Genomic DNA, 20,783 nt, shown 5'->3' on the forward strand with positions numbered 1-20,783 from the left:
GTCACAGAGGTTTTGACTCTTTGAGTTCGGTCTAGTTTGGCGGCGGGTTTGGGGTAGGCACGGCCCATTTTGGCGCGAGCTTTTTCGGTTGTGAACATCCATTTGATGCGGGCGCGTTCGGCATTGCGCCGCTTCTGCCAGGCCGCGGTTTCGGCGACGAGCCGGGCGTAGCTATCGATGCGCCGGTCGAGGCATTGGCGAGCCAGGACGCCAATCTCGATCTCGACCATGTTGAGCCAGCTGGCGTGCTTGGGGACGTAGTGGAACTCCAAACGGCGCAGAATGCGTCGTGCTTGGTCGGCCGGGAAGGTCTGGTAGAGCGCGCCGGGTGAATGGGTCGACAGGTTGTCGAGCACCACGCGAATGCGTTGCGCTGCAGGATAATGAACGTCGGTGAGGTCGCGCATGCAGGCAGCGAAGTCCTCCGCGGCCCGGCGCTCGGTGACCTTCACTCTACGCCAGGGGCGGTTCACATCGAGGAAGACAAACAGGTTGACGGTGCCGTTGCGCCGGTACTCGCAGTCGTAGCGCTCGAGCTGCCCCGGCTTCGCCGGAATTGGCTGACGCACCTCGCCGATGAGCTGGATCGGGCTCTCGTCGAAGCAGACCACCGGATGCTTCGGGTCGGGTGCCTCGGCATAGAGATCGAGCACGTCCTCCATGCGGGCGACGTAATCGCCGTCAACCTGGGGAATGCACCACATGTCTTTGCGCCACGGCTTCAGATCGTTCTCGGCCAGGCGGCGGCGCACCGTCTCGCGCGATAGGCTCCCGTGCGCGGTCAATTTGACCATTGCGCCCGCCAACAGCTCCAGCGTCCAACGCGCGCGCCCCGCGGGCGGGCTCGAGCAGGCGGTCGCCACCAGCAGGGCTTCCTCCTTGCCAGTGAGCTTGCGCTCTGCTCCGGGGCGCGGTTCTTCGCTCAGCGCTCGCTCCAGGTTGCCTTCGACAAACCGCCGCTTGGTCCGGTAGACGGTCGAACCGCCAACCCCGACGCTTGCAGCGATGTCCTCGTCGCTGACGCCGGCGTCGACAGCCAGCAAGATCTGGGCTCGCTTGAGCTTGCGCGCCGCCTGCTTGCCGCCGCTCATGAGGTGCATGAGTTCTGTGCGCTCGCTTTAGCTCAATTCGACCCGATAGCGTACATTCATCCGTGCCTCCTCGTGTTGAGGCACGGATCACCAGCTGAATCGGATGGCCGGCGTGAGTCGCTCGGGAAAAACCTTCACCGCCAAGCAGGGCCAATATCTGGCCTATATCCATCTGTACACTCGGTTACACCGCCGTCCCCCGGGCGAGACCGACATGCAGGAATACTTCCGCGTCAGCCCGCCATCGGTTCATCAGATGGTGCTGACGCTCGAACGGGCAGGATTCATCCAAAGGCAGCCGAGGACACCCCGCAGCATCGAACTGCTCGCTGATCCCAACCAACTGCCGGACCTACTCTGATCCAGCGCTCAACCCGTCAAATTCACCGTGCAGAGGTACTAGTTGCTGACTCGAAATTCCAGAGTCGGTGGAATTGTTGCCGCCGTCTTTTGCTACGACGGCCGCAATACCGTCCGCGGTCGACGGCGTTTGCCCGGTTCGTGAGGCGCGGCCTTCGGAACCGAGGTTGTCTGGCGTGAGCTTTCCGCTCCGAAAGCCCGAGCACGATGAGGCCTGGTCCTATCCGGCGTTGGCGAAGTCGCTGGCGCATTTGGCCGGCGAGACGATGTCAAGGATTGCAGCCATAGCGTCATAGGCCGCCGCGGTGGTTCGTCGTGCGGTTTTGCGCAGCCAGTATTTGAGCTTGGCGAAGAATTGCTCGATCGGGTTCAAGCTAGGCCAGGATGTCGGTAGGTCGAAGAGCCTGGTCGCTGACCGCACGGATCGCGCGACGCATGGCATTGGCCTTGTACCAGTCGGGATTGTCCATAATAACGATGTCGCGGTTGGGCACGGGCGTGAGCAAAACCTTCTCGATGAGACAAGGAAGGCTTCGCTGTCGATCGGCGCTTCGATGAACTACGGAGCGGTGATGCGATGGTGGCGCAATACAGTCAGGTTATCGTCTGCCAGCGGCTGTGTGGGACATGCCGTATGCCGCCGCGTGATCGACGTTGAGCGGAAATTCGGCCAGCCGGGCACGCAACAGCATAAATTTTTCTGGCACTTGATCGGGAAGGTTACGCCAGAGGATGCCATCGCGTCGCGCTGACAAGGCCTGTCTGGACCTCAGAGGTGACGTGTTGGAGGTTTACCCGCCATATGGTTCAAGTCGGCGTCGAAGGGCCGCTACACGGTGTTTCGACGAAAATGGAAGACCACTCCCGACCTGCTGAAAACATTGGCCTTGCCGGCCCGCTTAAAGATTCGAAACTCTCTTTGCAAGGTTAACGAAGTCGGCAAAATACTATCCGTCGGCTTCGATGGAGAGAAACCTCCTGCATCGAAAATTCGTGGAATACAGGAACTTCGCAAGCACTGCTTTCGGCGGAATCGCCTTATGCTGGCTGCGATGATGTGAGTGTGCCGCTGATTTGCCCGACGCGTCAAGGACGCGGGCGGTGCGCAACCCGAATCGGCATCAGGACTGTTTTGGCTGGCGGCGGTCGCCAATGGCCCACGCGCCGTACGCGCATCGCAAGGAGGCGTCGATGTATTTCGTGGCTACCGTGCTGCTCGTCCTGTCGGGCCTGTTCTATGCCGCAGGTCATAATCAGATCGGTTCGCTTGGCACCACCATGTGCCAGTATGGCGGCATGTTCTGCGACAGTCCGTTCCTGGTCCTGGTCGGTGCCGCGCTCGCCGCAGCCTGGGGCAAGTTCGTCAGTATCCGCTGACGGCCATCCGCTCGAAATTCGCGATCATCCTTCGATGGGCACCATGGACGCCGAACGATGGCCTGATCTAGTGCGGCGCGTCCGGGTTTACCGGTTGAACGGGCCTTGGGCCTGGCGGGGCCGGCTCGATCCGTGCCCTGGGTTCGGTCGAATTCACCGCTGCGCCCGCCGCGCGTGCAGCCTCTCCGGTCGTTGAGTAGTTGGCATTCGCGGCTGTCTGCACCCTTGGCTTGCTCCACGGTCCATGGTCGACGATCAGCATGCCCACCACGCCGAGGATCGCAACCACCGCTGCCACCACGAGCGGTAGGCCGCCGTGTCGCTTTCTCCCTTCGGTCATACGAACCTGCAATGTTGTTGTCATTGCAGATACAAGCTCCGGCATACCCTGAAGTTTCATCGAAATCGCGGCCTCATGCGTGGAACCAAACCGCGACCGCCGCATTTCCGAACTGTTGCCGATATCTCGCCGCGCATGCCAAAGCACGCGCAGATGGCCTGGTTGAAACCCGGTACGTGGAATGAGTTTCGAAACGCCCGAATCTCCGCTGCAGCCCAGTCTCGGCGAGCGTGCAATCGACACGGCGACCGACGTGTCGCGCACGATCACCGATGTATCGGAGAGCCTTCGGGCTGCCGTCGATCGACTGAGCGGGGCGATCGCGGCCTCACGGCGGCCGGGCGGGACGTTGGCGACCGTCAGCGCCGTCACGCGCGAAGCACCGCTTGCCAGCCTCTTCGTCGCCTTCCTGCTCGGAGTTGCCCTTGCGCGTCGACGCTGACAGTGGACGTTGACGGTGTCGGTTCAGAAGGCCCGCTCTAGAACTTCCCCTTTGTCGCGTCCTTGGTCGCCGACATTACGCTTCCCGTGATCTGCCGCATATGTTCACCGGCATTGGTGAACTGGCTGCGCAGGAATTCCGACTGGATCCGCATCGCTTCCTGAAGGTCGGTCGCATGCACCAGTTTGCGCGCATGCTCGAACGCCGCCTTCATGTTCTGCTCGGTGAAGGACAGCGCCTGTTTCGAGATCTCCGTCCCCGTGCCGGGCATCGCCGTCATCGACTTGCTGGCGGCATCGAAGAACATGCCAAATGCCTTCTCGGCCTGGTCGATGGTTTTTTCCGCGAGGTCGCGGAGTTCGGCGGGAACTTCAAGCTTCGGCTCAATCATGATCGGCCCCCTGAAATATGCGTCCTGCGACGTTAGCATAGATTGCGGTGGCGTCAGCGCCGGATCAACCAACCGCCAAGGTCGCCGCTTGTTCCATCTCGACAGGAAAATATACCTACGAAAGACGTTCCAGACCGTATTACCGCCAGGATTCCAATCATGTCCGCATTGTGGCAAAGTGATTCGGGCTTCAGTTTGGTGGCGTTTGCGTCTCTCTTGGGGACATGGGGATACAATGCTGCAAACATTCCGTCCGACGCCGACCTGCACGCGGTTCGCAACCAGCATAGAAATGCCGTGCATGAAGTGCGGCGCGCAGATGCGTCTTGCGGTGATCGAGCCGCGCGACCAGGTTTATGACGTGCTGACCTATCAATGCACGCCCTGCAATTCCGGCGAGAGCTTCCTGAAGGTGCGCTAGATCGCCGGATCAACCATTCAACACCGCGGCTCCGGCCGGCGTCAGCAGCGGCCCGTCGTCGTTCAGCTCGATCAGCCCGAGTCCCGTGAGCGCGCGGAGGTCCTCGTCGCTGACCGGCGACAATTTGAGCCGGCCGGCCTGGATATCTCGCAACGTCCATCGCAGGCCGATGGCTCGCTCGAGGGAAAATTCAGCGAATGGATTATCTGCCATTCGCCTCGATTAGTGCGGCATTTCGCTCAGACTTTGACGTTGCCGCGGCGTCTTCATGGACATCGCAGAATCGAGCCGCAGGCGCAATCGACGCCTTTGGGGGCCGTGATCGCGCTTGCAAACTGAAGGTCCGGGGCGCTCTGCCTCAGTAGCGATAGGACTCGATATCCAGAAGCGGGAATGCGCTGAACACATCAGGCAGATTGGTCGGCATCGCCTGATGCAGGTAAGACCTGTCCAGGTCGGCAAAGCAGGTCGCGCCGAGCAGCCCGAGACAGCGGATGATCTCATCCTCCAGCAGTTCGAGCATCCGCACGATGCCCGCTTCGCCGGCCGCGGCGAGCGCCCAGCACTGCAGGCGGCCGATGCCGACGAGATCGGCACCCGAGATGATCGCCTTCACGATGTCGGTGCCGCGGCAGAACGAGCCGTCGACCATGATCTTGGCGCGACCCGCGACCGCTTCAACGATCTCCGGCAGCACGTGCATCGAACCGCGGCCGTGGTCGAGCTGACGTCCGCCGTGGTTCGACACGTAGATCCAGTCGACCCCGTGATCGAGAGCGATCTTCGCATCCTCCGCAGTTGCAATCCCCTTCAGGATGAGCGGAATCTTGAACTTGTCCTTGATCAATTTCACCGTCCGCCATTCCAGACCTTTCTGGAAATCGCCGCCGGTGGCACGAATGCGGCTTTCGCGCACATAGCGCTTGGCGATGTCGCGTTCTCGCCGGCTATAGTGGGCGGTATCGACAGTGAGGCAGAATGCGGCGTACCCATTGGCAATGGTACGGCTGACGACGTCCTCGACGAAGGCATCGTCGCCGCGCACATAGAGCTGGTAGAAGCGCAGCGCGTCTGGCGCAGCCTTCGCGGTGTTTTCCAGACCCGGCTCCGACACCGAGCTCAGCATGTGCGCTGCGCCAAACGTTCCCGCACCGCGCGCGACAGCTCCGCCTGCATCGGGATCGAAAATCTCGAGCGCACCGACCGGAGCGATCACCACGGGAATCCGCAGCCTGCGCCCGAACACCTCGACTGACGGGTCGACCTGAGCGACGTTGCGCAGCACGCGCGGCCTGAAAGCGATCTCGTCCAGTGCCATCCTGTTGCGGCGCATCGTGGTCTCCGTTTCCGAAGCGCCGATGATGTAGTCCCAGGCGTTCTGGTTGAGCTTGGAGCGGGCCTTCCGCACGAACTCGTGCAGGTTCTGGTATTCCTCGCCGCTTGCGCCGAGTTCGACGTTGCGCTCTGCCCGGCTGGGGGTCCCGTCATTCATGGTGTTTCTCTCCCGATTTCGCCGGCACATTAGCCGCAGACAAACCGGAAAAGCTACCGCGTTGAGCAGATGAATGCGCCCGCGAAGGTCAGCCATTCGCCCACGAGATGGATGATTTCGATGCGGCCATGCCGGCGTCCGAAACCCGCCGCGCGCCAGCGCGAGCTACCTGCCGGAGAAGCGGTTTCGGTACTCGGTCGGAGACACGCCGAGGTGCCGCAGGAAAGCCCGCCGCATCCGCTCGTCATCGCCAAACCCGGCCCGCTTTGCGACCTCGACCACACCGCCGATCTGGCGGCTTTCCAGCAGCAAGCGCGCGGTCTCGACACGCAACGCCTCGACACCGCTCGCCGGAGTCATGCCGGTGCGGTTGACATAGGTGCGGGCAAACGTGCGCGGCGTCATCCCGGCCTTCTCCGCCAGCGTCTCGACCTTGAGATCGCTGGCGATGTTCTCGATGATCCACGCGTGAAGGGCACTGAAGCGTCCCTCGACATCGGACGCCTGCGCTGCAAGCACCGTCGAGAACTGGCTTTGACCGCCAGGCCGCTTCAGGAACACGACAAGCCTGCGTGCGACGTCGAGCGCCGTGGTGTGACCGAAATCCTCCTCGATCATGGCGAGCGCCAGGTCGATGCCGGCACTGACGCCAGCCGACGACCACACCCGTCCATCCTTGACGAAGATCGCGTTGGGCTCGACGCGGATCTTGGGGAAGCTGTCCTGCAGCCGCGGACAATAGCGCCAGTGGGTCGCTGCACGCTTGCCGTCCAGGATGCCGGTCCAGGCCAGCGCAAACGCGCCGAGGCAGACCGATGCGACACGGCGTGCCTTCGGCAGCGCCTCCGTCATCCAATTCATCAGCCTGTCGTCGTTGCGGATCTTCCAGATGCCGGGCCCTCCCGGGACCACCAGCGTGTCGACCTCGCCAGGGGCAACGCTACCGATCGAGGCGGTGTCGATCATCATGCCGACATCGGTCGGCACCAGCCCACCGTTGGTCGACAGATAGGACAACGAATAACCCGGCCCCGGCAGCTCGATCGCCTGCAGCTCGGCAAAGACCTGGGCCGGCCCCGAGATATCAAGCAAGGTAACCCCCGGAAAGGCAACGATCGCGATCCGTCGCATCGGCGACCTGTCCTGCGGCTCGGGCCGGGCCGGGTTGGCAGTTTTTGAGGGCATATTGTCCTTTAAGCCATTCGAGGCACCCCTGTATAGCTCGCGGTGGAAGGCGGGAGTTCTGCCATGTCGCGACATCTGGGCAGCGGATATCAGGCGATCAGATCGCCGTGGGCCGACTACGCCATCTACAGCTTTCCGGACGCCTCCCGGATCCGGTCCGCCGACCGCCAGCCCCTGATGGACGCCATGAACGGCATCATCGCCGTCAACTGGCAGGCGATCGAGCCGCACTGGACTGCCGCCTCCTCGCCGTTCGACGGCAAATACAGCCTGGTCCTGGCCTATGACAGCTCGGGCCTCGTGGCCTTTTCGGTCTATCGCGTGCTGCAGATGTCGGCCGGACCGGCGATCTATCGCAGCGGCACCGAGGTGCTGCCGGCCCATCAGGGTCGCGGCCTTTACGGCTTCTTTACCAATGAGGTCCTGAAATGCTCCGGCGCCGCGGAAAGACCCGCAGGCGGTGTGCTTTACGGCTGGCGGACCCGCAATCCGATCGTCTGGGCCGCCAACGCCAAGATCTGTGAAAAGGTCACGCCGTCGTTGCTCGACGATGCGCAGGACCCTGGATTGCAGGCTGCGTGTGTCGAGATGTGCGCATCGCTCTATCCTGGAAAGCTGCTCGAGGTGCCCGACATGATCATGCGCGGCGCCTACGGCCACATTAGGCACCATCCGCAGGCCTATCACGGCACCGCGTCGCTCGTCGACGCGGCGATGTCGCGCAAGATTCCGAATTCCGCAGATGCCCTTTTCTCCGTCGGCTACGCGAGGGTGTGATGTCGACCTTTGGTCAGCAGGCCGTCTACACCCCCACCTCGCGCCTGACGGATCGTGCCTATCTGGCGTGGGCAACGGTGGCCATCGCCTATGCGATCGCCTTCCTGCAGCGGGTATCGCCGCAATCGGTCAGCCTCAGCTTCATGCACGACTTCAACACCGATGCGGCCGGTGTGGCGATGCTCGCCTCCAGCTATTTCTGGGGCTACACCTTGATGCAGATCCCGGCGGGTCTTCTGGTCGACCGCTACGGCGTCAAGCGCGTCGTATTGGGCAGCATGATCGCCTCGTCCCTCGGCAGCGCGGCGTTCGCGCTGGCGCCGGATCTGCTCGATGTCTTTGTCGCACGCCTGATCGTCGCCTGCGGCGATGCGCTGGTCTTCACCGCACTCCTGAAGCTCGTTGCGCAGAGCTTTACGGACGAACGGTTCGGCACGATGTCGGGAATTTCGCAACTCTCCGGCTATGTCGGCGGCATGATCGCCACCACGCCGCTCGCGGCCGCAGTATCGGGCTTTGGCTGGCGGGCCTGTTTCCTCTTTATCGCCTGCGTCGGGCTTGCCAACCTCGCTTTCGCCAGGCTTGCGCTGAAGCCTGATCCGGCCTCGCACAGCAACAAGACGCTAAGGGAGGTCGTGACGGCGGCGGGACAATCGCTGACCCACATTGCGAACTGGGGGTGCGCCCTGACGTTCGCATCTCATTTCGCAGTTGTGACCACGTTGTCGGGCGTCTGGGGCATCCCGATGGTGGCGCATTTCTTCAACATCTCGCAGACCGCCGCAGGAACACCCCTGCTCGCCTTCATGATCGGCAACATGCTTGGCTCGATCTTCCTCGGTCATGCGGCCGATCGCGCAGCTGCGGCGCTCGACAGCGCACTGATCCGCATTTGCGCGCTGCGCATGGTCTTGACAGCGATGCTGTTGCCGCCGCTCGCCCACGCGTTTGGCCTCGTCTACGTCACCATCGTATTCACGGCACTCGGTCTTGTCGCCGGCGGCACCGTCCCGCTGGTGCTGAAATGCGTCAAGAAGCTGTACACCGCAAGCCTCATCGGCGTCGGCGCTTCAGTGAACACCACCGCCGCCGGAATTTTCGCCGGCGCTTCGCAAACTGTCATCAGCTTCGCCATGCTCGCAGCCAGCCATGTCCCGGGTACCGACGCCGTGCACAACAAGGCTGCGATTGGCGATGCCGGCTACACTGCCTTGATCGTCGTTCTGCTGCTCATGTCGCTGCCCGGCATCGCCGGGCCGCTGTTGATGAGGAGCAAGTTGATAGCTCGTTAGTCTCATTGTGAGTGAGGGGGTGTTATGGAGCGCTTGTTTCTAAGGAAGGGCGAGGTTGCATCGAACTTTCCGGTGAGCAGCTGGCAAAGCGTGATGTTCTCTGAATTCGAAGCGCAGATGAGCAGCGAAGCGAGGCCGTTTCCTTGCGTATTCGGCGTCGCCGGACATCGTCAGGATCAACTCCGCTACCTCTTCCTCGACCCGTATGATGTCGCCGTTCTTGGCGAACAACTCGCGCAATACGTGGCGCAGGCCCGCGCATTCGGTCCCAATACGTCGCTGATCGTATTCACGCGGCCGCGCCCGGTGCAGACCCTTGATGCCTATTATCGCAAGATGTGGCTGACCCTCGACCAGCTCGCATATCTGGACAAGAGCCCGTGGCCGGCCGCGATCCCCGAGCAGATCGACGATCCGATGTGGGAGTTCTCGTTCGCAGGCGAGCCGATCTTCGTGGTGTGCACGACGCCTGCGCATGTGATGCGGCAGAGCCGCCGATCCAGCGCGTTCATGCTCACCTTCCAGCCGCGGTGGGTATTCGAGAAGATCCTCGGGACCGAGAGGGCGGCAAACGCTGCCTTCGCCGAGGTTCGCAAGCGCCTCGTTCCATACGACAGCGCGAGCCCCTCGCCGCTGCTCGGCCGCTACGGTGCCACCGACGGACGCGAGTATCTGCAATATTTCCTGCACGACGACAACACCGCGGGCGGAGGCTGCCCCTTCGCCAAGCTCGCTCAAAGCAAGACGCCAACGATCGAGAACAAGGAACAGGCGGCATGACCCAGATCATCGCAGGCACAAGGACCGAATTCGCCATCGATCCCGCAATCCTGGACCTGCTTCCCGTCCAGGGTTCCGTGGAACTGCAGCATGACTCGGCGGGCAAGGTGCATCACTTCCACACCCACCCGGTCGACGAGATTCTGATGATCCTCAGCGGTCGGCTCAATTTTGTCTGGGATGGCGGCCAGCGGATCGTCAGTGCCGGCGACACGATCTTCTTGCCGGCCGGCACGCGCCATCAATCGGAGGCACTCGAGGGCGGCGCGGTCTACGTGATCGCGACGCAGCCGCCGGCGAAGTCGATCAGCAATTGATAATGCGCGGAAATCTGCAGCCCTTCACGACAGTGAGGGACCATTCGGCGGCTCGGCCGCCAACCGTTCGACCAGTTCGATGATTTCACCGCGCTGGTCGGGCGCAAGCCGAAGGAAGGCCTTCAACAGTCGCAGGCTTTCTACTGTTTCGCTCGATGGAGCTCCGAGCTTGTTCTGTAGCTCCGCAACATATGTGGGATTCTTCATCTCGCACCTTCAGTGAGGATCACGAATGGCATATCCAGGTAAGCGTGACGGCTTGGCCCAGAAGGTCGAGACCGCAGCCCAGGAGGCCGAACGTCTCGGCCTGACAACCGCAACCTTGATACTCAGGATGGCACGCCTCGAAATCGATCGGGCGGAGCCCGAGCAGGTAGAAAGTATGCCAAGGAGCAACCTGCGCAGCAAGCCGAACTGAAGGCCGAAACGGCCCTATTTCGGTGCCTGGCAACTTCGGAGCGGCACGCATCCGTTTCGGGACAGCGTGAGCTTCGGCTCGCCGCTCTCAGCGTTGGGGCGTCAAGGCACGCGGCATTTGCGCGCGGCTAACCGGCTTGGCTGGCTCCTGCCGCCTTGCCGAATGCGCCAGCCTCGGCCAGCGCCGCGATGCGCTGGTCGTCATAGCCGAGGGTCTTGCTCAGGACGTCCCTGGTGTGCTGGCCAAGCAGCGGCGCCGCAACGGGGTCGATCGTCGGCGTCAAACTCATGTTGACGGGCGACTCGATGTTTGGGACCGCGCCGGCGGTCGGATGAGGGATCTTGCTGAGGCGATCACGGTCGCGCACCTCCGGTGCGTTGAATCCCTCCTCGACCGTACGCAGATAGCCGACCGGAATATTGGCCCTCTTCATCTTCGCCATCCAGTTCTCGAGCGTGTCGGACGCGAACACGCCGGCGATGATGGCGCGCAGCTTCTCCTTGTTGGCGGTCCGTGCCTTGCGGTGCGCGAACTCGGGGTCGGTGACGAGATCGGGCCGCTCCAGCACCTCGGTCACCAGCCGGCGATACAGGCGATCGTTCGCGCAAGCCATGTAGAGCGGTCCATCGGACGCCCGATAAATCCCGACGGTTGGCGAACCATTCGGCGAATTGCCGAACCGGCCCGGATTGTTGCCGTTGATCAGATAGGCCATGCCGTAGAACCCGGTCATCGCAACCGCCGTGTCGATCAGCGCGACCTCGACCTGCTGTCCCCTGCCAATCCGGTCGCGCGCGATCAGCGCCAGCAGAATGGCGTTGCAGGCCGACATGCCCGTTGCCATGTCGACAATGGGCGGACCAGTCCGCACTGGCTCGCTGTCCGGAAAGCCGTTGAGCGACATGAAGCCGCTTTCCGCCTGAGTGATCGGATCGAAGCCGGGGCGCAACGCAAAATCACCTTTGCGGCCGTAGGCCGAGATCGAACAATAGATCAGGCGCGGGTTGGTCGGTGCGACCGACGCATAGTCGAGGCCGAACTTCCTCATCACGCCGCCGGAAAAATTCTCCACGACGACGTCGGCCTTCGCGATCAACTCGCGCGCCACGTCGAGCGCAGCCGGGTTGTTGAAGTCGAGCGCAATGCCGCGCTTGTTCCGATTGAGACTTAGATACGCCGCGCTCTCTCCGCCGATCTCGGCGTGCTCGTAGTGGCGCGTGTCGTCGCCGCCGTCCGGATTCTCGATCTTGATGACCTCGGCACCGAAGTCTGCCAGCGTCTGGGTGCAGGCGGGCCCGGCCACGACACGCGTAAAATCGACGACCAGCAGACCATCGAGCGCCGTCGGGACCCCCTCTCCACGCGGAGTACGCTCAGGCAATTCCGGTCTGGCGGGCATGATTGGATGCTTCCTCTGTTATTTTGTCAGGCGAAATTCAACGAACTGCGCGCAAACGCCTTTTAGCGGAAGCCGATCACCAGGACCAAATCCGGATTTTGCAGGGCGGGACCTCCGCCTGACATGGCTGACGGTAGAGACAGCGGTCCGCACCCGCTGGAAATCCGGCGCCTGCCCGCTCGGTTGCCATGCAAGGCCCATCTCTCGAGGGCCTGGCCGGAGTTTGCACGATGACAGGAATGCAGACCATCGCGTGGCGACGCCCATCGCCACGCGGTTCGCCGATGTCTGGAAGTTGTCGACCTACTCGGCCATCATTTCGCCGGAGCCGCCGAACTCGGCCGGGAAGTCCTTCAGCTTCGGCAGGCCGTCGCGGATCGGCAGCACCGCCTCGGCATAGTTGACGTGAACGGCCGGAGCGAAGGTGAGCGTCGGGATCGTTGCCGTGAAGACGTCGACCAGCCCGAGCGTCGGATGATTGGTCATCAGATGACCGCCGCATTTGCTGCAATATTTGCGCTGGCTCATCGGCGTCTTCTCGAACGTCGCGATGTGCTCTCCGCCTTTGGTCACTTCCACCGCCGCGGGCTTCCAAAGGCTGAATGCATTCACCGGGCCGCCGGACCAGGAGCGACACGAACGGCAGTGGCAGTAGCCCATGGCCTCCGGATTCCCGGTGACCTGCAGTTCGACGGCGCCGCAAAAGCAATTTCCAGTGTGCTTCATCAGTCTATTCTCCCTGGGTGAAACAATCAGATCGGCTTCCAGCACCGAGGCGCTGATGCGTCGACATTACAAGAGAGTCCACTCCGCTGTCGACAATGTTCGGGGCAACACGCGATATCCGAAGCTCATCACGCGCAAACGGTGATCCGGACGTGACCTGAACCACGGCTGCTGTGCGGAGCGTGATGCAGCCGCACAGACCCCGCGCGCACTCGGCTGCATCAACGGCGCAGGCTCTTCGCGGGAAGCGGATGCGCCGTGGCAAATCCATAGATCAGTGCCAGCCGGTCCAGGCATTCCTTCAGGCGTCGTGCAAAATAATCCTGCCAGCGCTGGGTGCGCAATTCGCGCCTCTGCGCGATCTGCTCCATGGTCATGCCAAGGATCAGAACGTCGTGCACCAGCATCGAGCCGTCGGCACCGAGCTCGTGCTCGGCGCGATTCAGCCTGAGCACCGCACGACGCTGCCCCTCCGTGATCGGCTCACGCCGCTCGCCTCCGTCGACAAACTCGCGCGTGGTGTCGACCGCGCGCGGGCCTCGCTGGGCCTTCTCCCAGTCGTCCTGGAACGCCCGGCCTCCCCGATATTGCGCATCATCGATCTGGTGATGCGCATGCAGCCGGCCGAGTGGATCATTGCGAATCGAGCGGAGCGCGACGATCTTTTCGCCGGGCTCGAGTCCGAGAGGATCATCGACTTCGACGGCGGCAACTTCCGCATTGCAGGGCAGATCCTGCGACCGGCGATCGTGTGCCCTGGCGGGATCGTGCGGATTGCGGCGCTTGGCTCGCGGCATTGACAAGACTCCTTGATGTCGGATGGAGGGGCACGCGGATGGCGCATCCGCGCGATCGAGATCGCGGACCGAAGTCCGATCGTCAGGAGGCAGCAGTCTTCAGGCCAACCCGATGGCGGCAAGCCAGGCGTCGCTCAGCACCGGTTTCGCCGACGACCGGAGATCGCGGGTCAAGTGAAAATGCGGGGTGCAGTAACGCGAGCCCGGCCGGCGCGGATGACCGCAAAAAGTGATCGACTCGCCGTCCGCATCGCCGCCATAGGGATAGCGACAATCTCCGCAATCGAGCTCGAGCAGCGAAAGGTGCCGCGGTGCAACTTCGGCGCAACGAAGCACGGGCATCTCCACCCTCCCGGTGAAGATGTCCGGACCGCGCAGCAGATCAGTTCTCGGATCGACGCGGACCTCACGCAGGCGCCCCGCGCCGAGTGGCTCCGGCATCAAGGACGGTCGGGGTGGGTCGAGGTACCCAGGCAGGGACGGTTCCGGCCGCTCGAGGGCCCCGAGCCCCATTCGCTGCGCCCGGCCGAGGGCCGCGTTTCGCGTGTAGGCCGTGTTGAACCTTGCATTGATCGTGTCGGCGATCGCCGTGTAGGACATGCCGCGGGCACGCAGCTCCCGCAGCACCGCCGAATGCTCCGGCGGCCAGTTCATTGCTTCCATTCCGAATTCCCATTCCCGGCGCATCACCCGGCGCCCTGGGAATCTTCGGATATTCCGAACAAAAAGTCAAGCTTGATTTCCGATAATCGGAACTGCTATGAAGTACGAGATTCGGAGAGGGAAAGCCATGCTTGATGTGAAGCTGATCGAAAAGGGACTGGAGCGGCCGGGCAAGACCAAGGGAGGCCTTGCGAACGCCATGGGGGTCCGGCCCGGGGCCGTATCCGAGATACTGTCGGGCATACGCCTGATCAAGGCGTCGGAGATACCGCTCATTATCGAATATCTCGAGTTGAACTCGGTGCCGATCATGGGCCGGGTCGGCGCCGGTGCGTCGATCGAACCCGAACATGAGCAGGTCCCGCCGGAAGGCCTCGGCGAAGTCGAACTGCCCTTCCCCATCACGGAGGAGACAGTCGCCTTCGAGGTTTCCGGCGATTCGATGCTGCCCAAATACGAGAACGGCGACATCATCGTGGTCTACCGCGATCAGCGCTATCCGTTGTCGACCTTTTATGGCGAGGAAGCAGCGGTCCGCCTCAAGAGCGGCGAGCGCTATCTGAAGACGATCGAGCGCGGCAATTCTCCAGGCACCGTCAATCTCAAGAGCTTCAACGCCAAGCCGATCAACGGCGTGAAGCTCGAATGGATTGGCGAAATCTGCCTCACCCTGCCCCGCGGTCAGATCCAGCGACTGCACGGGAAGAACGCGTCCAAGACCCGCAAGGCGGCCCGAAACCAGGGCGGTCGGGCGTCGGAAAAATAGCCCGTGCTCGACCGGCCGGCGCACTTTCCCTGAAACGGTCATATCCACGGAGCCCGGTTTCCGGGCTCCGGAAATTTCGGCTTGACATATTTACGATTATCAGAAATACTGTACGCGGTCACGGACACCGAATATTCGAGCATGCAGTATTTCGTCGTGATGATCGACTACGGCCGTCGTGGCCGCGAGGCGGTCGTCGATCCCGAGATGACACGCCGCCAGGTCGTCGCCCGCGTCGCGTCGGGCGAATATGGGAACATCAGCTTCGTCCACGAAGTCGTGGAATCCGCGGTCGCGGACATCACGGGAGAGATTTTGGCTGAGGCCGCCCTCCCCGGGATGAGCCTGCCGGACGCCGATATGCAGGCCAATGCTCTTGACCACGCCCGCGATCTCCGCAAACACGAGCCCCTCTGACCGGGGATGCGATCACGGACCGATTTCGAAAACGTGATCCTCGTTGCGCGTCTGCCATTACGCCCGAATTGGAAGCAGACTAGATATGACTCACGCAAAGTCCATTGGGACGGAGCGTAGCTTCGCGCTAAACAGGCGATTCGCCGGGATACGAACAGACTTTTGTCTTCAATGAATCCGACAATGAACGCAGAGATCGCGGCTCGCGACAGCGATCTCAGGATCGCGCTGTTGCTGGGCATCGCAAACTGGTTTCTGTTCCTGGACCACATTCCCCATAATGCGGTCAGCTCGTTGACGTTGCGAAACTTCGGCTTCAGCGGCGCAACGGATCTGTTCGTGTTCGTCGGCGGTTACGCGGCGACGCTCATCTATGCCAGGATGGCAGTGGAACGCGGATATCTGGTGGCCGCGACCCGCATCTTCAAGCGGGTTTGGCAGCTCTACGCGGCCTACATCGTGCTTTTCGTGATCTATGTCGACCTGATCAGCTATGTCGCGAGCCGTACTGCCGCACCCGAGCTCTTCAGCGAGTTCAACATCACCGGCTTCATCGACCATTCGCTCCGGACACTGGTCTACGGCCTGCTCCTGCAAGCCAAGCCGCTCAATCTCGACGTCTTGCAGCTCTTCATTGTCCTGATGGCGTTCCTGCCGGTCGTTCTGGCCGGCCTGCTGCGCGTGCCGAACGTGACGCTCGCAGCGTCTGTGGCGCTTTATGCGGCCGCGCGCCTGCTCGACTGGAACCTGGTGTCATACCCGGACGAACGCTGGTATTTCAATCCGTTCTGCTGGCAGCTGCTGTTCGTGACGGGCGGCTGGTTCGCGCTCATCGGCAAGCCGTACGCAGGCGTCCTCCGCGCGATGCAGGCCATGCCGGCGTTGCGCGCTGCAGCCCTGCTGTATCTGCTGTTTGCCCTGGTGATCGTCTCCAGCAGCAATATCCCGGTTCTCGCGGAGATGGTTCCGGACTCTTTCACCGATCTGTTCGTGCCGACCGACAAGGAGAACATCGCGGCATACCGAATCCTGCATTTCCTGGCGCTGACGTTCCTCTTCACTTTGCTGGTGCCGCGGGATTGCGCCTACTTGCGATCCAACGTGCTGCAGCCGATCGTCAAATGCGGCGAGGAGTGGCTCGCCGTGTTCTGTGCGGGGGTATTCCTCTCCTTTGCCGCGCACTTCGTGCTGATCACCGGCCCAAATTCGCTGGCCATGCAGGTTGTCGTCAGCATCATCGGCATCGCAGCGATGACAGGTGTCGCCTACTACGTGTCCTGGTCCAGGCGGCAGGACTACAAGTCGGCGATCGGTGCCCAGTCCTAGCGCGGGGTAGCGGCCGCATTTCGCCCGCCGACGCTTTGCGGTGTACGACCTGAAGCTCCCCACCTAGTCGATCGCAAGCGCGCGCTTCAGCCGTGCTTCGCTTTCGTGCAGCATGCCGCGATCGAGCACATCGCGATCGGCGGCCTCCGACGCGCAGGCGAACAGGCGGTAGAACTGTGCACCGTCATAGGCAACCAGCAGAAGATCGGCACCGGCGTTCAGCGCCTCGACAACGGCCGTGCAGACGTCGTGCTGATAGATTGCCCCCATCACCAGATCGTCGGTTACGACGATGCCCTGGTAGTGCCAGGTCTTCCGTATCAGCCCGTCGATCACGACCTTTGAATGCGACGCCGGTCGCCCGGGTCGAGCGCGCTCACGGCCACGTGCCCGACCATCAACCTCGCGTCGGTCGTCGACAGGACCTCGCGGAACGGGCGCCAGTCGGCGGCCTCGAGCTCGTCAACCGGCGTATCGAGGTCGGCGTTGAAATGATGCGTGTCGGTACGCACCCGCCCCAGTCCCGGAAAGTGCTTCACGGTGGCTGCGACGCCCGATGCCTCGAGGCCGTGAATATAGGCGCTCGCAATCGTGCCGACATTGATGGGATCGTCGGAGATTGCGCGCTGGCTGATCAGCGTATTGAAATCGAACCGGTTGCGCCTCGCGCCCGGCCGCAGGTCGAGCACCGGCGCAAAGTTGAGGTTGACGCCCAGCGACGCCAGCTCCTGTCCATGGATGCGCCCGAATTCCTCGGCCTTCGCCCGTTGCTGATCGGGCGCCAGATCGGTCAGCGAGGCCAGCGCCGGCAGCTTCGCCAGCGGTGGCGCCAGATGAGACACGATGCCCCCTTCCTGATCCGCCGCGACGATCAAAGGCGGCAGGCCGGCGACGCGCCGTTTGTCCTGCAACGCGGCGATCTCGCCTTTCAGCGCCGCGCCCGTACGGCCCGCGGCGTTGTGCCTGGTGACATAGATGCCGCCGATCAATCCCGCCTCGGCAAGCCGCGCCACCTCGTCGAATGAGGAGTAGCCGACGATGAAGTGCTGTCCGAGCAACCGTGCACGCGCCGGCTCGGTCCGGAGAACGCCCTGCTTGCGCAGCTCGAACGTGGCGTGCGAGGCCAGCAATGCGATTGGCGGCAGGCACCACAATGCGACGAGGAGCTTTCCCGCCCGGCGACTTTCGCGCAAACAACAGCCGCGCAGTAGCAGAACCGCGACGACGATGCTTGTGACCGCGAGGACCAGATTGCCCGTCCCACGCAGCATGACCAGATAAGGATCGTTGTTGTGGATGCCCGCGAGGACGAATACGAGGCCGGCGATCCAGGCCAGCGCCGTGCCGATGCTCTTTCCGATTTGCATATGATCGACGAAATGTTGAACGAAGGCGATCGATGTCGCCGTCCCTACCAGACGCGATTCGCCGGTGCGAGCGGATAAGGCGCGTCTGCACACGATCTGCAAAAGATTCCTGAACTCCTGCTGATCGCGCTCGTGCCTTTTGCACTTTGGCGGCCAATGTTCTTTCGCGCCGCAGGGACCACTGCGTTGTCGACTACGCCGATCGCGTTCTTGTTTCCGACCCCGATTGCCCTGTACAACAGCAGCTTCGGCGGATGGCCTGACGGCAACGCTGTGGCTTTTCCTGGACTGGCAGCAGCAGGGAATCGCGGCAGGACAGCGCGGACGTCGGCTCTCAGAGAGGACTCGTGACCCACCGCATCCTTATCGTCGACGACGACCGGCATATTCGGGAGGTCATCCGCGTCGCCCTCAAGAAGGCCGGCATGACCGTGGTCGAGGCGCATGACGGCAGGGAGGCGTTGACCCGGTTTGCCAGCGACCGGCCGGATCTGATCGTCCTCGACATCGGCATGCCGGAATTCGACGGCCTCGATGTCTGCCGCCAGATCCGCAAGTCCTCCGACGTGCCGATTCTGTTTCTGTCCGCCCGCGACGAGGAAATCGACCGCGTGCTCGGCCTCGAGATTGGCGGTGACGACTACGTGACCAAGCCGTTCAGCCCGCGCGAACTCGTCGCGCGGGTCACCGTCATCCTCCGGCGGTTGACGCCGCGGGCGAATGCGATCGAGCCGACGTCGCTCTCCAAGGGACAGCTTTCCGTCGATCCGGAGCAGCACGCTGCTGCATTCGCCGGCGCGCCGCTTCGCCTGACCGGGATCGAGTTTGGCATCCTGCGTGCGTTCCTGACGCGGCCGACGGCCGTCTTCAGCCGCGAACAGATCATGAGCGCCGCCTACCAGCTCAATATCCAGGTCTCCGATCGCACCATCGACAGCCATATCCGCAATATCAGAGCCAAGCTCGCGGCCGTGAATTGCGACAACGTCATCGAGACCGTCCACGGCGTCGGCTTCAGGCTCGGCCGCTGCGAGCCGCAGGCATGACCTCGTTCCACGCCCGGGTGAAGTGGCGACCGTCGCTGAACCTCGTCATCTTCGCCGTGCTCGCTCTGGTCGCGATGCTACCGATGTTGGGGTTGTTCTTCTTCCGCCTCTACGACAACCAGCTGATTCACCAGACCCAGGCCGAACTGATCGCGCAAAGCCGCGTGCTGGCCGCGATCTTTGCGCAGGACGTGCAGGCGCGGATCGGCAGCGGAATTCCGCTCGGCGCGGAGGTTCCGGCGGACGCGCGGCCCGATCCCGGCGATCCGGTGACGCCGATCCGGCCCGCGCTCGATCTCGCCGGCAACGACCTGCTGCGGCGGCGGCCCGATGCCCTGCCCGCCTCGAAGCCGGCAGACCCCGGCTACATCGCGATCGGCGAGCGTCTGACGCCGATCATTCGTGAGACCCAGAAGGTGACCCTTGCAGGCTTTCGGATCCTCGATCCGCAGGGCGTGGTGATCGCGGGCCGCCAGGAAGTCGGACAGTCGCTCGCCCATATCGAAGAGGTCGCGACGGCACTGCGGGGCCAATATAGCGCCGCGCTGCGCATCCGAGTACCCGACAAGCCTCCGCCGCCCATTTATTCGATCAGCCGTGGCGTCGGCGTTCATGTCTTCTCGGCTATGCCCGTCATCGTCAATGACCGCGTCGCCGGCGTGATCTACACCTCGCGAACGCCGAGCAACATCTTCGACCATCTTTATCAGGAACGCGGCAAGTTCCTGCTCGCCGCATTGGCCGTGGTGCTGGCGACGATCGCGATCGGGCTGCTGTTCTCGCGCACAATCACGCGGCCGATGCGCGAGCTGGTCGACCGTGCCGCGCGCATCGGCCGCGGTGATCGCAGTGCATTCCAGCCGCTCCAGCACTACGGCACCCGTGAGCTCGCCCGGCTTTCCGACAGCTTCCTCGACATGGCCCATCAACTGTCGCGGCGCTCCGACTATATAGCCACCTTCTCGGCCCACCTGACGCATGAGCTGAGATCACCCCTGACATCGATCAAGGGTGCCGCCGAGCTGCTGCAGGATTCGCTTCAGAGCACGTCGGACACGCTGACGCGGGCGGAGCAGAAGAAGTTCGTCTCCAATATCCTCGGCGACGTCGAGCGGCTGGACGCGATGAGCCACCGGCTGCGCGAACTGGCCCGCGCAGAAAGCGCGCCGCATAACGAGCAGGTCGAACTCTCCGATGTGATCGAGAGTCTGAGGGCCCGGTTTCCGACCCACACGATCTCGGCCAGCGGCAGTCTCGATCGAATGATCGGGATGTCCGGCGAAAAAGCCATGATCGTGCTGGCGCACCTGACCGACAACGCCTTCCGTCACAACGCGCAGTCCGTGCAGATCAAAGCCGTCGGCGAGCCGTCCGCCGTGAGGTTGACGGTCAGCAACGACGGCGACCCGATCTCCGACGCCAATCGCGACAGGATCTTCGACGCCTTCTTCACCACCCGCCGCGATAGCGGCGGCACCGGAATGGGACTTGCGATCGTGCAGGCCGTGATGGTGAGCCACAGCGGCTCGATAGACCTGCAGCCGTCCGATCGCGGCGTCACCTTCGAGCTGCGGTTTCCGGCCGCCTGATCGC

The 20,783-nt window shown here is 62.8% G+C and carries 28 protein-coding genes; 13 read left to right on the plus strand and 15 right to left on the minus strand.

Features of this window, described 5'->3' with window-relative positions; genetic code table 11:
- Positions 1 to 1,100: IS630 family transposase (locus JQ586_RS19440; protein WP_249147784.1), on the minus strand; the 1,100-nt coding region annotated here is incomplete at its 3' end.
- A gap of 94 nt (positions 1,101 to 1,194) precedes the next feature.
- Here JQ586_RS19440 and JQ586_RS19445 point away from each other — a divergent pair.
- On the plus strand, positions 1,195 to 1,452 hold the full coding sequence (locus JQ586_RS19445) for a LexA family transcriptional regulator (RefSeq protein WP_212396220.1): 258 nt from the start codon (positions 1,195 to 1,197) through the stop codon (positions 1,450 to 1,452).
- A 219-nt stretch (positions 1,453 to 1,671) separates the two neighbouring features.
- Here JQ586_RS19445 and JQ586_RS19450 read toward each other — a convergent pair whose 3' ends face one another.
- Entirely contained in the window at positions 1,672 to 1,824 is a 153-nt protein-coding gene (locus tag JQ586_RS19450; RefSeq protein ID WP_212396221.1) for a hypothetical protein, read from the minus strand.
- Between the two features lies 1 nt (position 1,825).
- The gene (locus JQ586_RS41140; protein WP_283815461.1) at positions 1,826 to 1,957 is read right to left on the minus strand and encodes a hypothetical protein; all 132 of its coding nucleotides are present in this window, start codon (positions 1,955 to 1,957) and stop codon (positions 1,826 to 1,828) included.
- A gap of 685 nt (positions 1,958 to 2,642) precedes the next feature.
- On the opposite strand from JQ586_RS41140, the gene JQ586_RS19455 reads away from it, so the two are divergent.
- Positions 2,643 to 2,828: a hypothetical protein gene (locus JQ586_RS19455; RefSeq protein WP_212396329.1), complete on the plus strand. Its 186-nt coding sequence runs from the start codon at positions 2,643 to 2,645 to the stop codon at positions 2,826 to 2,828.
- 67 nt (positions 2,829 to 2,895) lie between these two features.
- On the opposite strand, the gene JQ586_RS19460 is transcribed toward JQ586_RS19455, so the two are convergent.
- Positions 2,896 to 3,228, minus strand: a complete 333-nt coding sequence (locus JQ586_RS19460) for a hypothetical protein (protein WP_249147785.1) — start codon at positions 3,226 to 3,228, stop codon at positions 2,896 to 2,898.
- Between the two features lie 121 nt (positions 3,229 to 3,349).
- On the opposite strand from JQ586_RS19460, the gene JQ586_RS40535 reads away from it, so the two are divergent.
- Entirely contained in the window at positions 3,350 to 3,610 is a 261-nt protein-coding gene (locus JQ586_RS40535) for a hypothetical protein (protein ID WP_249147786.1), read from the plus strand.
- A gap of 37 nt (positions 3,611 to 3,647) precedes the next feature.
- On the opposite strand, the gene JQ586_RS19465 is transcribed toward JQ586_RS40535, so the two are convergent.
- Positions 3,648 to 4,001 carry a phasin gene (locus JQ586_RS19465; protein WP_212396222.1) on the minus strand — a complete coding sequence of 118 codons (354 nt, stop codon included), beginning with the start codon at positions 3,999 to 4,001 and terminating at the stop codon, positions 3,648 to 3,650.
- Between the two features lie 235 nt (positions 4,002 to 4,236).
- Here JQ586_RS19465 and JQ586_RS19470 point away from each other — a divergent pair, with 235 nt between their 5' ends.
- Positions 4,237 to 4,422 carry a hypothetical protein gene (locus JQ586_RS19470; protein ID WP_212396223.1) on the plus strand — a complete coding sequence of 62 codons (186 nt, stop codon included), beginning with the start codon at positions 4,237 to 4,239 and terminating at the stop codon, positions 4,420 to 4,422.
- Positions 4,423 to 4,431: 9 nt separating this feature from the next.
- Here the strand turns inward: JQ586_RS19470 and JQ586_RS19475 are convergent, their stop codons facing one another.
- The 3 genes from JQ586_RS19475 to JQ586_RS19485 form a co-directional block, all read right to left on the minus strand.
- Positions 4,432 to 4,635, minus strand: a complete 204-nt coding sequence (locus tag JQ586_RS19475; RefSeq protein WP_212396224.1) for a hypothetical protein — start codon at positions 4,633 to 4,635, stop codon at positions 4,432 to 4,434.
- Between the two features lie 145 nt (positions 4,636 to 4,780).
- The gene (locus tag JQ586_RS19480; protein ID WP_212396225.1) at positions 4,781 to 5,914 is read right to left on the minus strand and encodes an alpha-hydroxy acid oxidase; all 1,134 of its coding nucleotides are present in this window, start codon (positions 5,912 to 5,914) and stop codon (positions 4,781 to 4,783) included.
- Positions 5,915 to 6,079: 165 nt separating this feature from the next.
- Complete coding sequence (locus JQ586_RS19485) at positions 6,080 to 7,045, minus strand: GlxA family transcriptional regulator (RefSeq protein WP_249147788.1); 966 nt, start codon at positions 7,043 to 7,045, stop codon at positions 6,080 to 6,082.
- A gap of 117 nt (positions 7,046 to 7,162) precedes the next feature.
- On the opposite strand from JQ586_RS19485, the gene JQ586_RS19490 reads away from it, so the two are divergent.
- The 4 genes from JQ586_RS19490 to JQ586_RS19505 all read left to right on the plus strand — a co-directional run bounded on the left by JQ586_RS19490 (position 7,163) and on the right by JQ586_RS19505 (position 10,265).
- Positions 7,163 to 7,876, plus strand: coding sequence for a hypothetical protein (locus tag JQ586_RS19490; protein WP_212396227.1), 714 nt, complete (start codon positions 7,163 to 7,165; stop codon positions 7,874 to 7,876).
- Positions 7,876 to 9,168 carry an MFS transporter gene (locus JQ586_RS19495; protein WP_212396228.1) on the plus strand — a complete coding sequence of 431 codons (1,293 nt, stop codon included), beginning with the start codon at positions 7,876 to 7,878 and terminating at the stop codon, positions 9,166 to 9,168. Before JQ586_RS19490 ends, JQ586_RS19495 begins: the two co-directional genes overlap by 1 nt.
- Before the next feature lie 117 nt (positions 9,169 to 9,285).
- Positions 9,286 to 9,948, plus strand: a complete 663-nt coding sequence (locus tag JQ586_RS19500) for a YqcI/YcgG family protein (RefSeq protein ID WP_249147790.1) — start codon at positions 9,286 to 9,288, stop codon at positions 9,946 to 9,948.
- Entirely contained in the window at positions 9,945 to 10,265 is a 321-nt protein-coding gene (locus tag JQ586_RS19505) for a cupin domain-containing protein (protein ID WP_212396230.1), read from the plus strand. The genes JQ586_RS19500 and JQ586_RS19505 overlap by 4 nt, the downstream gene beginning before the upstream one ends.
- A 24-nt stretch (positions 10,266 to 10,289) precedes the next feature.
- Here the strand turns inward: JQ586_RS19505 and JQ586_RS19510 are convergent, their stop codons facing one another.
- From JQ586_RS19510 to JQ586_RS19530, 5 genes are all read right to left on the minus strand, one after another.
- On the minus strand, positions 10,290 to 10,472 hold the full coding sequence (locus JQ586_RS19510; RefSeq protein ID WP_212396231.1) for a hypothetical protein: 183 nt from the start codon (positions 10,470 to 10,472) through the stop codon (positions 10,290 to 10,292).
- A 338-nt stretch (positions 10,473 to 10,810) separates the two neighbouring features.
- On the minus strand, positions 10,811 to 12,082 hold the full coding sequence (locus JQ586_RS19515) for a CaiB/BaiF CoA-transferase family protein (RefSeq protein WP_212396232.1): 1,272 nt from the start codon (positions 12,080 to 12,082) through the stop codon (positions 10,811 to 10,813).
- A 303-nt stretch (positions 12,083 to 12,385) separates the two neighbouring features.
- Complete coding sequence (locus tag JQ586_RS19520; RefSeq protein WP_212396233.1) at positions 12,386 to 12,808, minus strand: GFA family protein; 423 nt, start codon at positions 12,806 to 12,808, stop codon at positions 12,386 to 12,388.
- Between the two features lie 221 nt (positions 12,809 to 13,029).
- Positions 13,030 to 13,605, minus strand: a complete 576-nt coding sequence (locus JQ586_RS19525) for a DUF6456 domain-containing protein (RefSeq protein WP_212396234.1) — start codon at positions 13,603 to 13,605, stop codon at positions 13,030 to 13,032.
- Positions 13,606 to 13,704: 99 nt separating this feature from the next.
- Entirely contained in the window at positions 13,705 to 14,259 is a 555-nt protein-coding gene (locus JQ586_RS19530; RefSeq protein ID WP_249147791.1) for a GcrA family cell cycle regulator, read from the minus strand.
- A gap of 136 nt (positions 14,260 to 14,395) precedes the next feature.
- Between JQ586_RS19530 and JQ586_RS19535 the strand changes: the two genes are divergently transcribed.
- The 3 genes from JQ586_RS19535 (at position 14,396) to JQ586_RS19545 (ending at position 16,777) form a co-directional block, all read left to right on the plus strand.
- Entirely contained in the window at positions 14,396 to 15,034 is a 639-nt protein-coding gene (locus JQ586_RS19535) for a S24 family peptidase (protein ID WP_212396236.1), read from the plus strand.
- Positions 15,035 to 15,175: 141 nt separating this feature from the next.
- Entirely contained in the window at positions 15,176 to 15,451 is a 276-nt protein-coding gene (locus JQ586_RS19540) for a hypothetical protein (RefSeq protein WP_212396237.1), read from the plus strand.
- A 171-nt stretch (positions 15,452 to 15,622) separates the two neighbouring features.
- Complete coding sequence (locus tag JQ586_RS19545) at positions 15,623 to 16,777, plus strand: OpgC domain-containing protein (RefSeq protein WP_212396238.1); 1,155 nt, start codon at positions 15,623 to 15,625, stop codon at positions 16,775 to 16,777.
- A gap of 63 nt (positions 16,778 to 16,840) precedes the next feature.
- On the opposite strand, the gene JQ586_RS41325 is transcribed toward JQ586_RS19545, so the two are convergent.
- Both JQ586_RS41325 and JQ586_RS19550 read right to left on the minus strand, forming a co-directional pair.
- Positions 16,841 to 17,113: a glycoside hydrolase family 3 N-terminal domain-containing protein gene (locus JQ586_RS41325; RefSeq protein WP_312016982.1), complete on the minus strand. Its 273-nt coding sequence runs from the start codon at positions 17,111 to 17,113 to the stop codon at positions 16,841 to 16,843.
- Positions 17,110 to 18,144, minus strand: a complete 1,035-nt coding sequence (locus JQ586_RS19550; protein WP_312016983.1) for a glycoside hydrolase family 3 N-terminal domain-containing protein — start codon at positions 18,142 to 18,144, stop codon at positions 17,110 to 17,112. Before JQ586_RS19550 ends, JQ586_RS41325 begins: the two co-directional genes overlap by 4 nt.
- Positions 18,145 to 18,491: 347 nt before the next feature.
- Here JQ586_RS19550 and JQ586_RS19555 point away from each other — a divergent pair, with 347 nt between their 5' ends.
- Positions 18,492 to 19,190, plus strand: a complete 699-nt coding sequence (locus JQ586_RS19555; RefSeq protein WP_212396239.1) for a response regulator transcription factor — start codon at positions 18,492 to 18,494, stop codon at positions 19,188 to 19,190.
- A complete protein-coding gene (locus JQ586_RS19560) occupies positions 19,187 to 20,779 on the plus strand; it encodes an ATP-binding protein (RefSeq protein WP_212396240.1) in 1,593 nt (530 codons plus the stop codon). Before JQ586_RS19555 ends, JQ586_RS19560 begins: the two co-directional genes overlap by 4 nt.
- Positions 20,780 to 20,783 lie beyond the last annotated feature (4 nt).

The sequence above is a fragment of the Bradyrhizobium jicamae genome (genome assembly GCF_018130215.1).
GTDB classification, from domain to species: domain Bacteria; phylum Pseudomonadota; class Alphaproteobacteria; order Rhizobiales; family Xanthobacteraceae; genus Bradyrhizobium; species Bradyrhizobium jicamae_A.